This is a genomic window from Curtobacterium pusillum (assembly GCF_007673235.1).
In the GTDB taxonomy this organism is placed as follows: Bacteria; Actinomycetota; Actinomycetes; order Actinomycetales; family Microbacteriaceae; genus Curtobacterium; species Curtobacterium pusillum_C.
Genome location: NZ_VDZH01000002.1, coordinates 226,103 through 238,493 on the forward strand (window position 1 = coordinate 226,103; position 12,391 = coordinate 238,493).

Below are 12,391 nucleotides of genomic sequence, written 5' to 3' on the forward strand. Positions count from 1 at the left end.
TCCCTTTAGGATGAAGCGGTGATCGATCCCCAGCTGCTGCGCGACAACCCGGACGTCATCAAGGCCTCGCAGGAGGCGCGCCGCGCCTCCGTGGCCGTCGTCGACGAGGCCGTCGCCGCGGACGCGGCACGGCGGAGCGCGATCACCTCGTTCGAGTCCCTCCGCGCCGAGCAGAACGCCTTCGGCAAGACCGTCGCGAAGGCCCCGAAGGACGAGAAGGCCGCGCTCGTGCAGCAGGCCCAGGCACTCGCCGCGAAGGTGAAGGAGGCGCAGGCCACCGTCACCGCCGCCGAGGACACGTTCAACAGCGTCGTCCGGTCCATCCCGAACGTCGTCCTGCCCGGCGTTCCCGCCGGTGGCGAGGACGACTTCGTCACGCTCCGCACCGTCGGCACCAAGCCGGAGTTCGACTTCGAACCGAAGGACCACGCGGACCTCGGCGAGCACCTCGGCATCATCGACATCCCGCGCGGCGTGAAGGTCTCCGGCTCGCGGTTCTACTTCCTGCGCGGCCTCGGTGCCCGGCTCGAGATCGCCCTCATGTCGCTCGGCCTCGACCGTGCGATCGCCGCCGGCTTCGAACCGCTGATCACCCCGACGCTCGTGCGCCCCGAGACGATGGCGGGCACCGGCTTCCTCGGCGAGCACGCTGCGGAGGTCTACCGTCTCGAGGCCGACGACCTCTACCTGACCGGCACGAGCGAGGTCGCCCTCGCCGGGTTCCACTCGGACGAGATCCTGTCGCTCGACGAGTCGGGCGAGGGGCACCGCTACGCCGGCTGGTCGACCTGCTACCGACGCGAGGCCGGCTCGGCGGGCAAGGACAACCGCGGCATCCTCCGCGTGCACCAGTTCAACAAGCTCGAGATGTTCTCGTACGTGCACCCGGACCAGGCCGAGGCGGAGCACGAGCGCCTCGTGTCGTACCAGGAGCAGATGCTGCAGGACCTCGGGCTGCACTACCGCGTCATCGAGACCGCTGCCGGCGACCTGGGCACGAGCGCGGCGAAGAAGTACGACATCGAGGCCTGGGTGCCGACGCAGGGCACCTTCCGCGAGCTCACCTCGACGTCGAACTGCACCACGTTCCAGGCCCGTCGCCTCGACATCCGCTACCGGACCGAGAGCGGCAAGACCGCCCCCGTCGCCACCCTCAACGGCACGCTCGCGACCACCCGGTGGATCGTCGCGATCCTCGAGACCCACCAGCAGGCCGACGGTTCGGTCGTGGTGCCGGAGGTCCTCCGTCCGTACCTCGGCGGCGTCGAGGTGATCGAACCCCGATGAGCACGCAGGGGCGGTTCGTCGACGGCGGTTCGGGGTCCGGCGGTTCCGTGCGCACCAAGCGCTGGCTGGTCGCGCTCGACATCGACGGCACCACCATGCGCGAGGACGGTGTCGTCACCGAGGCCGTGATCGCCGCTCTGCGTGACGTCGAGGCCGCCGGGCACGAGGTCATGCTCTCCACCGGCCGCAGCGAGGGCATGACGGTGCCCCTGCTCGACACGCTCGGCATCGAGCCGAAGTACCTCGTCTGCGCCAACGGTGCGCTCACCCTGGCTCGCCGTCCGGACGGCTCCTACGAGCGGGTGCACGTCGAGAAGTTCGACCCGTCCGAGGTCCTGCAGACCGTGCACGGCGCGCTCGCCAACGCGGCCTTCGGCGTCGAGGACGAGGCCGGGCAGTTCCTGCTCTCCGGCAACTTCCCGGACGACGCCATGACCGTAGCCGGCGAGCACGTCCCGTTCGAGCGGCTGCTCGGCGTCGAGGCCACCCGGGTCGTCGTCATCTCGCCCGGGCACGACACCGAGGACTTCCTGCAGGTCGTCGAGCAGATGGGGCTGCACAAGGTCTCGTACTCGGTCGGCTGGACGTCGTGGCTCGACATCGCTCCCGAGGGCGTGACGAAGGCCACCGCGATGGAGCGGGTCCGCGAGTGGCTCGACATCCCGCGCTCCCGGGTCTTCGCCGCGGGCGACGGGCGGAACGACATCGACATGCTCCGGTGGGCGTCGACCTCGGGCCGCGGGGTCGTCATGGGCCAGGCGCCCGACGACGTCGTGGACGCGGGCAACGAGCTCACCGGCGGCGTCACCGACGACGGCCTGGCGGCCGCGCTCGACTCGTTGCCGCGCTGACGCGCGCGGGTCCGACGGTTCGCGTCGGCGCTGGTTCGTACGGTGCGAGGTTCCGCGCACCGTGCCAGGGAGTTCGCCTCGCACACTGCGCGGGACAGCGCACGTTGCGTCGGTCCCGCTGCGCGGCCTGGAGGCTCGGCTAGACTTCTCGGGACGCGGTCACGTCTCGCCACGTGGTCGCGTCACGGAGGGTTGTCCGAGCGGCCGATGGAGCCTGTCTTGAAAACAGGTGGGCAGAGATGTCTCGTGGGTTCGAATCCCACACCCTCCGCCATGGGGACGCGGTCGCGTCCCGCGATCAGATGACGAGACCCGCCACCACGTCGTGCACCACGCGGGCGGCACGTGCGGCCGCTCCGTCGAGGTGCTCCTTGAACTCGTCGCCGTCCGGCGCGCACAGGTCACTGATGCACCGGACCGAGACGAACGGCATGTCGTGGACGTGCGCGAACTGCGCGATCGCGGCGGACTCCATGTCGACGGCCGCGACCGCGGGGAAGGCTGCGCGGAGGGTGCGCGCTCGACCCTCGGTCACGAAGATCTCGCTCGAGCCGATCGTCGCCGCCCGGATGCGGTACCCGGCGTCGGAGGCGAGCGCGAGTCCGACCAGTCGGTCGTCGGGTTCGTAGCCGGTCGGCATGCCCGGGACCTGCCCGAGTGCGTAGCCGAAGGCTGTGGCGTCCGCATTGAGGTTGACGTAGTGGTCCCCGACGACGACCTCGCCGATCTCGACGCCGTGCATCAGTCCGCCGGCCGTCCCGACGCTGATCACCGGGACCCCCGATCCGAAGTCGTGGAAGGCGTGCGCGACCGCGGCTGTGGCGTTCGCGAACCCGATGCCGCTCCGGCGCACCGCGACCGTGGCTCCGTCGATGTCGAGCAGGTGGTGTTCGTCGTGCCCGCCGACGGGCCCGTCGAGGATCGGGACACCTTCGAAGAGCGATGCGAACGCGGACACCTCTTCGCTCATGGCTGCGATGACGACCGCGACGGGGGAAGGGAGTTGCACTGCCCGATCCTCGCACGTCATGCCGGACCCCGGTGCCGAGGTTGAACCTCAGCGCTCCCCGGCGCGCCGGTTTCGCCAAGTATCGGCACGCCGGAGCGCTTCCTCCGCGATCAGACGGACTTCGTCGGGATCGTTCGGCAGCGTCATGCTGTGCTCGCCGTAGGCCTCACGAGCGATCGCGACAAGGTCATCCGCGTCGTGGATGTGAGGTCCACGATGAGACGGTTGATGTCCGTGCGGTCCTTCGGCCTGGAGGCTGCGAGCTTCATGGCCAGGAGGCGTTGCTTCGAAGCGACGACGACGGGGCGGTCGTGGATCGTGGTGTGGAGCGCCTCCACGTCGTCGCTCGGCGAGAACTCCATGAAGGAGAACGCGCGGGAGTTGATCCACTCCGGGTCCAGTCCGTGCTCCCGTGCCATCGCTCGCGCCTCGACGAGCACCTCGTCCATCGGTCGGAACAGGCCGTCGATGTCAGGTGTGACCTCGTCTCGCCCGAGATGGACGGCGATGGCTGCGCCGCCGACGATGTACGTCTCCACCTCGACGCCGCGCTCCGCCAGTCGGTTGAGCATCTCGCCGAGTAGTTCGATGACCTCGTCGCCGGAGAGGAGACGGTACTGCTCGGTCATGCAGCTTCGAGGTCGCGCTCGCGGAGCAGGATGTTCTTTCCGAGGAACATCTCCGGGGTCCGCTCCTTGATGAACGACCGCCACTCGGGCGACGCCTCGTCGTCGCCGTCCCACAACCACTCGCGCTCGAGCGGCTGGGCGTCCAGCATCCACTGTGGTGGCTCGACACCCATCCGGAGCAAGGCCCACGCGAACGAGGTCGTCAGCAGCGCGTCGTAGTGCTCGTCACCGACGCTCGGTGCCGGTCGGGTGACGTCCTCGCTGACGGTGGTCCCCGGAGCGGCGTGGAGGATCCGGCTGACAGCATCGGTGAGAGCGCGGTCCGCGGCAGCAGTGCGCCCTGCTCGGAGGGCATCGCGGATGAGGTCCGCTGCCGTCGCGAGCGGGATCAGGAGCGCGTTCCCGGCCATGCACAGGATTCTACGGGCCCACGGCTGACGCCGGTCGGCAGGCTGTGTCTCAGGGCACGAACGGCTCGTGGGGCCATGGCACGACCACGTGCCCCTCGGTCAACTGGAGGGACAGCGCCAACCCGATGCCGGATCCGATCACCAGCCCGGCGATCGCGAACACCACAGCCGAACGACCCCGGCGTCGAGCGAGCCGCGCTGTGATGAGCAGCAGGACCGCCCCCACCAGATGGCCGAGCACGAGTCCGGTCAGCCCCATGGGGATGCCGGGGTTCGCGCCCGTGCGGTCCGGTGTCGCCCCGCGCGTGGCCTCCTCGGAGGCCAGGTACAGCCAGAGCCACGACCCGCCCCCGCCGACCACCCCGAGCGCGACCGTCACCCAGTACAGCGCCGCCCACCTCGCTGACGTCCACCCCGTCCGTCGTACCGCGACCGCCCCCGTCGTCACCATGCGGTCATGGTAGCGGCGGGGGCTGCGGTCGCCGAGGTCAGACCGCCGCGGCGAGCCCCGGGTACAGCGCCACCAGGGGAGCGCTCAGCCCGGCGCGGACGTCCCGGCTGATCTGGTCGGCCAGCACCTCGTGCTCCCCGGCCTCGACCGCGTCCCAGATCGCGGCGACGATCACCGCGGGGTCGGCCTTCTCGACGTCGAGGTCCGCCGTCATCCCGGTGTCGGTGTACCCGAGGTGCGCGCCGACGACCTGCGTGCCCTGCGGTGCGAGCTCGAGGCGCAGCGAGTTCGTCAGCGACCAGAACGCCGCCTTCGACGCGGAGTACCCGTTGCCGAGGGCGATCCAGCTCAGCACGGAGTGCACGTCGACGAGGGCGCCGCCGGCCAGGGTCGGTGCGAAGGCCTTGGCGACCCGCAGGGCACCGAAGACGTTCGTGGCGAAGACGCGCTCGACGTCTTCGACAGAGGTCTCGAGCAGCGGGGCCGATCCACCGACGCCGGCGTTGTTCACGACGATGGTGGCGTCCGCCGCCGTGCGGGCGGCGGCGTCGACGCTCGCCTGGCTGGTCACGTCGAGGGGGAGGGGGACGATGCGCTCGTCGTCCCAGGTGCGGGGGTTCCGTGCGGTCGCGTAGACCTTGGCGGCGCCGCGGTCGAGGGCCTGCTGCACGAACTCGGCGCCGAGGCCGCCGTTCGCTCCGGTGACGAGGACGATCGCGTCGGTGAGGTCGGTCATGGGTGCTCCAGTCGAGAGAGGTTGAGTACGGAAACCGAACCTAGCACGTTGTGTCTGCATTCCGAACCCAGATAGGATGACGGCATGCTCGGCATCCTCGGCGGCGACGAGCGCTGCCCCATCGCGCGCTCCCTCGACGTCCTCGGCGAGAAGTGGACGCTCATGATCGTCCGCGACGCCCTCGCCGGCTCGACCCGCTTCAGTCAGTTCCAGCAGAGCCTCGGCATCCCGCGCGAGGTCCTCACCGCCCGTCTCGGCTCCCTCGTCGAGGGCGGTGTGCTCGAACGCACCGCCTACAAGCCGGAGGGCGGTCGCGTCCGCGAGGAGTACGTCCTCACCGACGCGGGGCGCGACCTCTCGCTCGTGCTCCTCGCGCTCGGCGGGTGGGCGGATCGGCACCGCCGCACCGACCTGAAGTCGGACCTCCGGTTCGTCGACGCCGAGACCGGCGAGCCGGTCGAGGCTGCCGCCGTCACGCGCGTCGCGCAGCGCCGCGTCCCGCTCGGCGACCTCAAGGCGGTGCTGGGGCACACGTCCGGAACGTGACCAGGTGACGGCCGGGAGGCGCGGGTCGGGCCCGCACAGTGCCTCCAGGCCGACAGGTGGGTGCGTCAGCGACGCACGTCGCACCCGCAACTCGCGCCGAGCACCAACGCGGCCGGGACGAGGTCACGGTGCCACTGCTCGCCCGCCACCCGCCCGAGGACCCGGTCGACCGCGCCGGCCGCCATCGCGTCGATCGGCTGTCGCACCGCGGTGAGCTGCGGGTTCGTGAAGTCGGCCTCGGCGGTGCCGTCGAACGACACGATCGCGACGTCCGTCGGCGCGGAGAGCCCGAGCTCGTACAGGGCGCGGAGCACCCCGACTGCCTGCATGTCGGAGCTGACGAACACGGCGCGCGGTCGGTTGGCGGACCCGAACATGCGGAGGCCGGCGGTGTAGCCGCCCGCGCGGGAGAACTCGGTGCGGACGATGGGGCCGTCCTGCACGCCGTGCTCGCGGAGCGCGTCCTGCCAGCCCTGTTCGCGGAGGTCCGTGTCGGAACCCGCGTGCCCGATGACGAGCCCGATCGACGGGTACCCGTGCCCGGCGAGGTGCGCGGTCCCGTCGAACGCGCCGCGGCGGGCGTCCACGCCAGTGCTGGCGAAGTCGGGGACCTCGAAGAAGGTGTTGAGCAGGACCATCGGCAGCCCCGGATCGACGACGGTGGAGAGGTCGGGGCGGGTCATGATGCTCGTGACGATGAGGCCGTCGACCTGGCGGGCGGACAGGCTGCGCATGCGGTCGCGCTCGAGGGCGACGTCGCCGTCGCTGCTCGAGATGAGGACGTCGTAGCCCCGTGCCGCGGCGGCTTGCTCGACGGCGATCGCGACCTCGGACCAGAGCGGGTTGTCGAGCTCGGGGACGATGAGCCCGAGCATCTTCGACGACCCGGTGCGGAGGGCCTGCGCGCTCGCGTTCGGGCGGTACCCGAGGACCCGGATGGCGTCGCGGACCCGGGCTGCCGTCTCGGCGGCGACCGGGCGGGGGCCGTCGTGCACGACGTAGCTGACGACGGAGGTGCTGACGCCCGCGTACCGGGCGACGTCTGCGCGGGTGACCGCCCTCGGGGTCGTCGGGCTGGTCACGGACGCCTCCTGGATCGAGTTCGGGTGCCGATCCGTGCGGATCGGCACCCGAACGACGGTTGTTGTGATCCTAGACGGCGCTCGCACCGCTGGCGGACGCGGCATCGGCCGTCGCGGGGGCGTCGCCGAAGTCCGGCACCTCGAGGCGGACGCCGCCCTGCAGCGCGGACTGGTGGGCGATGATCCCGGGCAGCGTGAACCGTGCGGCGGTCCAGGCGTTCACCGGCGGCAGGGTCCGGTCGACGACGGCGCGGACGAAGTCGTCGGCGAGGAACTGGTGGCTGCCCTCGTGTCCGGTCGGGACCCCCGCGTACTCGGCCGGCAGGCGGTCGGTGTCGTGCACCTCGGCGTACCCGGAGACGAACGCGTCGCGCAGCGAGGGATCGACCCCGGCCAGGCGCGGGTCGTCGAGGTCCATCGTCGCCTTGGTGTTGATCCGGTCGCTGATGTCGTGCGAGTCCTCCTTGTCCTGCCAGACGCTGACCTTGGCGAGCTGCTCGAAGCTGGCCTCGGTGCCGAAGTAGCGGAAGCGGGACTCGCGGATGTGCGACGGGTAGCCGACGCGGCGCATCTCGTTGATGCGCATGACCCCGCCGTTGTCGAGCTCGAACAGGGCGGTGGCGTTCGAGAAGTCGTTGTCGAACTGGCTGACGTCCTTGTCGAACACCCCGTCGCCGCGGTCGTCCTTGACACCGATGCAGCTGACGCTGACGGCGTGGCCGGGGATGGCACCGAGGACGCCACCGACCGAGTGCGTCGGGTAGAGCATGGGCGGGTAGCTGGCGGTCTGCTTCCACTGGTCGCCGCCGCTGAACTGGTACGCGGCGTAGAAGCCGAGGTCCATGTCGTGGACGTAGTCGCCCTCGGCGTAGAAGACGCGGCCGAACGCACCCTCGGTGACCTGCTTCCGCGCGAACACCGTCGCCGGGTTGTAGTAGCTCGTCTCGCCCATCATGTAGGTGAGGCCGGTCTCGCGGACGGCCTCGATGATGGCGCTGATCTCCTCGACCGAGATCGCCATCGGTACGGCCGAGTACACGTGCTTGCCGGCGCGGAGGGCCTTGACCACGAGGGGGCCGTGCGTCCACCGCTGCGTGAAGATCGCCACCGCGTCGACGTCCGATGCGAGCACGGCGTCGAAGTCGTCGAACGTGCCGTCGAGGTGCTGCGACTCGACGAGTTCCGATGCGCGGTCGTCGACGAGGTCGGTCACGAAGACCCGGTCGACGTCGGGGTGCAGCTTGAACAGCTTCGCGAACTGCGGGGCGAACTGGCCTGCGCCGACCATTCCGATTGAGATCATCAGTGACCTTTCCAGGGGTGTGGGATGCGTCGCCGAGCAGGTCGCTCCGATGCGATCGGGGGCCATCCTGGCACGGTTGTCTACTCGTGACAACCCCGACATCTGCGCACAAAAATCGCTCTTGCCACCGCAAGTCCCCACGTGTAGATTCCCGGCTCACGGACTGCTGCACGTCAGTCCACCGCAGACGAAGGAGTCGCGATGGCCACCGAGAGCCCTGTGTCGTCACCCTTGACGACCACCCGCCCACGGAGCAGGGGAGCCACCCTCGCCCGTGCCCGGACGACCTCGCCGAGGCGTCGCCCCCGGAACGACCTCTGGCTCGCGCTGGTGTTCATCGCACCGGCGGCGATCGGCTTCGCCGTGTTCCTGGCGTGGCCGACGGTCCGTGGCATCTACCTCAGCTTCACGTCCTACAACCTGCTCACCCCGCCGGAGTTCACCGGCATGCAGAACTACGTCCGACTCGCGCAGGACTCGATCTTCTGGCACTCGATGGTCGTCACCGTCGAGTACGTCGTCATCAACATCGTGATCCAGACGGTCGTGGCGCTCTTCATCGCCGTGATGATGCACCGCCTGACGAAGTCGACCTTCGTGCGCGGCATCGTCCTCGCGCCGTACCTGGTCTCGAACGTCGTCGCGGCACTCGTCTGGCTGTGGATCCTCGACACCCAGCTCGGCATCGGCAACGAGATGCTCGCCGCCCTGGGCCTCGACCGCATCCCGTTCCTGCAGAGCGACGTGTGGGGCATCCCGTCGATCGCACTCATCAACGTCTGGCGACACGTCGGCTACACGGCGCTCCTCATCTTCGCCGGCCTGCAGTCGCTGCCCGAGACGGTCTACGAGGCCGGGCGCATCGACGGCGCGAGCGAGTGGAAGATGTTCTGGCGCATCACCGTGCCGCTGCTCCGCCCGATCCTGTCGCTGGTGCTGATCATCACCGTCATCGGGTCGTTCCAGGTGTTCGACACCGTCGCAGTGACCACGCAGGGTGGTCCCGCGAACGCCACGAACGTCGTGCAGAACTACATCTACAACCTGGCCTTCGGCCGGTTCCAGTTCGGCTACGCGTCCGCCGTGTCGGTCGCGCTCCTCATCGTCCTCAGCATCATCACGATCATCCAGTACCGCCTCACCCGCTCGGGTGAGTCGGACCTGGACTGAACGGAGCGTCCGACCATGACCACGACACTCACCCGTTCCGTCACCACGAAGCGCCAGCCCCGTCCGGGCGCCGCGCACCGTCGTCGCCCCTCGATCGGCCGGATCCTCGCGTGGGTCGCGATGATCGCCGTCATCGTGATCACGCTCTTCCCCTTCTACTGGATCCTCCGCACGGCCCTGTCGTCGAACGGCGCGATCAACTCCGACCCGACCTCCCTGCTGCCCGTCGGGTTCAGCCTCGGCGGGTTCGAGCGGGTCTTCGGCCTGCAGTCCACGAAGGAGGCCCTCGAGCAGGGCGGCTCCGGCGCAGCGCTCAACTTCTGGCGCTACCTCGGCAACTCCGTCATCGTCTCGACCCTCGTCACCGTCGGCCAGGTGTTCTTCTCCGCCGCTGCCGCCTACGCCTTCGCCCGCCTGCGCTGGCCCGGACGCGACAAGGTCTTCGCGGTGTTCCTCGCCGGCCTGATGGTCCCCGCGATCTTCACGCTGCTGCCGAACTTCACCCTCATCAAGCAGCTCGGGCTCGTCGACAACCTGCTCGGGATCGCCCTGCCGACGATGTTCATGACCCCGTTCGCGGTGTTCTTCCTGCGGCAGTTCTTCCTCGGCATCTCGAAGGAGGTCGAGGAAGCCGCCCTCATCGACGGCGCCGGCAAGGTCCGGGTGTTCTTCCGCCTGGTGATCCCGATGGCTGCCGCCCCGATCGCCACCCTCGCCGTCCTGACGTACATCACGAGCTGGAACGACTACTTCTGGCCGCTGATGGTCTCGTACACGGACAGTTCGCGGGTCCTCACCGTCGCGCTCGGCGTCTTCAAGTCGCAGACCCCGCAGTCCGGCACCGACTGGGCCGGGCTCATGGCCGCGACCCTGGTGGCGGCGCTCCCGATGATCGTGCTGTTCGGCGTCTTCGCCAAGCGCATCGTCAACTCCATCGGCTTCTCCGGAATCAAGTAGGCACCAGATGACCAACTCGCTCTCCCGCCGCGCCCTGTTCGCCGGCGGCGCCTCCGCCCTGGCCCTCGGCGCGCTCGCCGCGTGCTCGTCGCCCGGCCGTGGTTCCACGTCGCGGAGCGGCACCCGGACCGTCAGCTACTGGCTCTGGGACTCCAACCAGCTGCCCGCCTACCAGGCCGTGGCCGACGCCTTCCACCGCGAGAACCCCGACATCACGGTGAAGATCACACAGCTCGGGTGGAACGACTACTGGACGAAGCTCACCGCCGGGTTCATCGCCGGCACCGCGCCCGACGTGTTCACCGACCACCTGACGAAGTTCCCGCAGTACTCCGACCTCGACGTGCTCTACAAGCTCGACGAACTCGAGGCCACCAAGGGCATCCGGGACGCCGACTACCAATCAGGGCTCGCCGAGCTCTGGAAGGGCAAGGACGGCCACCGGTACGGGTCACCGAAGGACTGGGACACCATCGCGATGTTCTACGACCGGAAGGCGATGGCGAAGGCCGACGTGTCCGACGCCGACCTCGCCGACCTCGAGTGGAACCCCGACGACGGCGGCTCGTTCGAGCGGATGCTCGCCCACCTCACCGTCGACTCCAAGGGGCGGCGCGGGGACGAACGGGGCTTCGACAAGCACGACGTCGCGGTCTACGGCATCTCGTCGAACGGGTCCGGCGGCGACGGCTTCGGGCAGACCCAGTGGTCACCGTTCACCGGGTCGATCGACTGGTTCTACACGAACGAGAACCCCTGGGGCGACAAGTTCCGCTACGACGAGAAGGTCGTGCAGGACACCCTCGCCTGGTACTACCGCCTCGCCGAGAAGGGCTACATGGCGAAGTACGGGGTGTTCTCCACCACCACCGGCCCCGACGTGCAGCTCGGCTCCGGGAAGTGCGCGCTGTCCTTCAACGGCTCGTGGATGATCGGCACGTACCTCGGGATGAAGGACCTCGACATCGCGGTCGCCCCCACGCCCGTCGGACCGGTCGGGCACCGCGCCTCGATGTTCAACGGGCTCGGGGACTCGATCACGAAGCAGGCGAAGGACCCCGAGGCGGCCGCGAAGTGGGTGGCGTACCTCGGCAGCGACGCGGCGCAGACGATCGTCGGCAAGGCCGGCATCGTGTTCCCGGCACGGCCTGCGGGTACCGAAGCAGCCGTCGCGTCGTTCCGGAAGCGGGGGCTGGACGTCTCCGCGTTCACCCGCCAGGTCGAGGAGAAGACCACCTTCCTCTTCCCGGTGACCCGCAACCCCGCGGACGTGCAGGCGCTGCTGCAGCCCGCGTTCGACGACGTGTACGCCAACGGGAAGTCGATCAGGACGCTCACCGGCATCAACGAGCAGGTGAACACGCTGCTCGCGCTCACCTGAGCGGCGTGTTCGTCCGCACACCGCAGTCCTCGATGCGGTGTGCGGACGATCCTTGCCCCGTGCCGGGGGCACGACCGAGACTGCGGGCGATGACTTCCCTCGAGACCCTCGTGTACATGTCCGTCGCCGTCGACGACCTGACCGACGACCAGCTGGTGGCCATGCTCCGTCAGGCGCGGCTGACCAACCAGGCGCTCGGGGTCTCGGGCCTGCTCCTGGCGAAGGGTGGCCGGTTCATGCAGGTCCTCGAGGGGCCCGCATGGGCCGTCGAGGACCGCTTCGCCGCGATCGAGCGCGACCCCCGTCACCGCGAGGTGAAGACCGTCTCGCGGGAACGGATCACCGCGCGCCGCTTCGACGGGTGGGCGATGGCCTTCGGGAACCCGTCTGGCACCGAGGTCCGCGACGAACCCGGTTTCAGCACGTTCCTCACTGAGCGCTCCGGACTGCCAGCCGAGCTCTCGGGGTCACCCGCCGACTGGCTGCTGCGGTGGTTCCGTGGACGCGACCTGCAGGACGTCCCGGAGGCGCGAATCACCTTGGCACGGCACGCCGCCTGACGCGGCCACCCCCTGACTG

General features: G+C 69.6%; 14 protein-coding genes and 1 tRNA gene. 8 read left to right on the forward strand and 7 right to left on the reverse strand.

Going from position 1 to position 12,391, the window contains the following annotated elements; translation table 11 throughout:
• Positions 1–18: 18 nt before the first annotated feature.
• From serS to FS532_RS05750, 3 genes are all read left to right on the forward strand, one after another.
• The gene (gene serS / locus FS532_RS05740; RefSeq protein ID WP_144751243.1) at positions 19–1,287 is read left to right on the forward strand and encodes a serine--tRNA ligase; all 1,269 of its coding nucleotides are present in this window, start codon (positions 19–21) and stop codon (positions 1,285–1,287) included.
• Positions 1,284–2,138, forward strand: a complete 855-nt coding sequence (locus FS532_RS05745) for an HAD family hydrolase (RefSeq protein ID WP_144751245.1) — start codon at positions 1,284–1,286, stop codon at positions 2,136–2,138. Before serS ends, FS532_RS05745 begins: the two co-directional genes overlap by 4 nt.
• 186 nt (positions 2,139–2,324) lie before the next feature.
• Positions 2,325–2,412, forward strand: a tRNA-Ser gene (locus tag FS532_RS05750).
• A 24-nt stretch (positions 2,413–2,436) separates the two neighbouring features.
• Here FS532_RS05750 and mtnN read toward each other — a convergent pair.
• From mtnN to FS532_RS05775, 5 genes are all read right to left on the reverse strand, one after another.
• Positions 2,437–3,147, reverse strand: coding sequence for a 5'-methylthioadenosine/S-adenosylhomocysteine nucleosidase (gene mtnN / locus FS532_RS05755; protein ID WP_186321930.1), 711 nt, complete (start codon positions 3,145–3,147; stop codon positions 2,437–2,439).
• A gap of 143 nt (positions 3,148–3,290) precedes the next feature.
• A complete protein-coding gene (locus FS532_RS05760) occupies positions 3,291–3,776 on the reverse strand; it encodes a nucleotidyltransferase (RefSeq protein WP_144751249.1) in 486 nt (161 codons plus the stop codon).
• The gene (locus FS532_RS05765) at positions 3,773–4,186 is read right to left on the reverse strand and encodes a hypothetical protein (RefSeq protein ID WP_144751251.1); all 414 of its coding nucleotides are present in this window, start codon (positions 4,184–4,186) and stop codon (positions 3,773–3,775) included. The genes FS532_RS05760 and FS532_RS05765 overlap by 4 nt, the downstream gene beginning before the upstream one ends.
• A gap of 49 nt (positions 4,187–4,235) precedes the next feature.
• Positions 4,236–4,637, reverse strand: coding sequence for a hypothetical protein (locus FS532_RS05770; RefSeq protein ID WP_144751253.1), 402 nt, complete (start codon positions 4,635–4,637; stop codon positions 4,236–4,238).
• Positions 4,638–4,674: 37 nt separating this feature from the next.
• The gene (locus FS532_RS05775) at positions 4,675–5,373 is read right to left on the reverse strand and encodes an SDR family oxidoreductase (protein ID WP_144751255.1); all 699 of its coding nucleotides are present in this window, start codon (positions 5,371–5,373) and stop codon (positions 4,675–4,677) included.
• A gap of 84 nt (positions 5,374–5,457) precedes the next feature.
• Between FS532_RS05775 and FS532_RS05780 the strand changes: the two genes are divergently transcribed.
• Complete coding sequence (locus tag FS532_RS05780; RefSeq protein ID WP_144751257.1) at positions 5,458–5,919, forward strand: winged helix-turn-helix transcriptional regulator; 462 nt, start codon at positions 5,458–5,460, stop codon at positions 5,917–5,919.
• Positions 5,920–5,984: 65 nt separating this feature from the next.
• Here the strand turns inward: FS532_RS05780 and FS532_RS05785 are convergent, their stop codons facing one another.
• Together FS532_RS05785 and FS532_RS05790 are read right to left on the reverse strand one after the other, a co-directional pair.
• Positions 5,985–7,001: a LacI family DNA-binding transcriptional regulator gene (locus tag FS532_RS05785; RefSeq protein WP_260852584.1), complete on the reverse strand. Its 1,017-nt coding sequence runs from the start codon at positions 6,999–7,001 to the stop codon at positions 5,985–5,987.
• Positions 7,002–7,071: 70 nt separating this feature from the next.
• Entirely contained in the window at positions 7,072–8,307 is a 1,236-nt protein-coding gene (locus tag FS532_RS05790; RefSeq protein ID WP_144752561.1) for a Gfo/Idh/MocA family protein, read from the reverse strand.
• 198 nt (positions 8,308–8,505) lie between these two features.
• Here FS532_RS05790 and FS532_RS05795 point away from each other — a divergent pair, with 198 nt between their 5' ends.
• The 4 genes from FS532_RS05795 to FS532_RS05810 all read left to right on the forward strand — a co-directional run bounded on the left by FS532_RS05795 (position 8,506) and on the right by FS532_RS05810 (position 12,372).
• Complete coding sequence (locus tag FS532_RS05795) at positions 8,506–9,474, forward strand: carbohydrate ABC transporter permease (protein WP_260852585.1); 969 nt, start codon at positions 8,506–8,508, stop codon at positions 9,472–9,474.
• 15 nt (positions 9,475–9,489) lie between these two features.
• On the forward strand, positions 9,490–10,431 hold the full coding sequence (locus tag FS532_RS05800) for a carbohydrate ABC transporter permease (RefSeq protein WP_176505504.1): 942 nt from the start codon (positions 9,490–9,492) through the stop codon (positions 10,429–10,431).
• 7 nt (positions 10,432–10,438) lie between these two features.
• Positions 10,439–11,812, forward strand: a complete 1,374-nt coding sequence (locus FS532_RS05805) for an ABC transporter substrate-binding protein (protein ID WP_144751261.1) — start codon at positions 10,439–10,441, stop codon at positions 11,810–11,812.
• An 89-nt stretch (positions 11,813–11,901) separates the two neighbouring features.
• The gene (locus FS532_RS05810) at positions 11,902–12,372 is read left to right on the forward strand and encodes a BLUF domain-containing protein (RefSeq protein WP_186321931.1); all 471 of its coding nucleotides are present in this window, start codon (positions 11,902–11,904) and stop codon (positions 12,370–12,372) included.
• Positions 12,373–12,391 lie beyond the last annotated feature (19 nt).

What these genes read in the sequence shown, in the direction of transcription:
- FS532_RS05775 (WP_144751255.1), bottom strand. Translation starts at nt 5,373, where the DNA reads ATGACCGACCTCACCGACGCGATCGTCCTCGTCACCGGAGCGAACGGC.
- FS532_RS05805 (WP_144751261.1), top strand. Translation starts at nt 10,439, where the DNA reads ATGACCAACTCGCTCTCCCGCCGCGCCCTGTTCGCCGGCGGCGCCTCC.
- FS532_RS05760 (WP_144751249.1), bottom strand. Translation starts at nt 3,776, where the DNA reads ATGACCGAGCAGTACCGTCTCCTCTCCGGCGACGAGGTCATCGAACTA.
- FS532_RS05745 (WP_144751245.1), top strand. Translation starts at nt 1,284, where the DNA reads ATGAGCACGCAGGGGCGGTTCGTCGACGGCGGTTCGGGGTCCGGCGGT.
- FS532_RS05765 (WP_144751251.1), bottom strand. Translation starts at nt 4,186, where the DNA reads ATGGCCGGGAACGCGCTCCTGATCCCGCTCGCGACGGCAGCGGACCTC.
- FS532_RS05780 (WP_144751257.1), top strand. Translation starts at nt 5,458, where the DNA reads ATGCTCGGCATCCTCGGCGGCGACGAGCGCTGCCCCATCGCGCGCTCC.
- FS532_RS05770 (WP_144751253.1), bottom strand. Translation starts at nt 4,637, where the DNA reads ATGGTGACGACGGGGGCGGTCGCGGTACGACGGACGGGGTGGACGTCA.
- FS532_RS05810 (WP_186321931.1), top strand. Translation starts at nt 11,902, where the DNA reads ATGACTTCCCTCGAGACCCTCGTGTACATGTCCGTCGCCGTCGACGAC.
- FS532_RS05800 (WP_176505504.1), top strand. Translation starts at nt 9,490, where the DNA reads ATGACCACGACACTCACCCGTTCCGTCACCACGAAGCGCCAGCCCCGT.
- FS532_RS05795 (WP_260852585.1), top strand. Translation starts at nt 8,506, where the DNA reads ATGGCCACCGAGAGCCCTGTGTCGTCACCCTTGACGACCACCCGCCCA.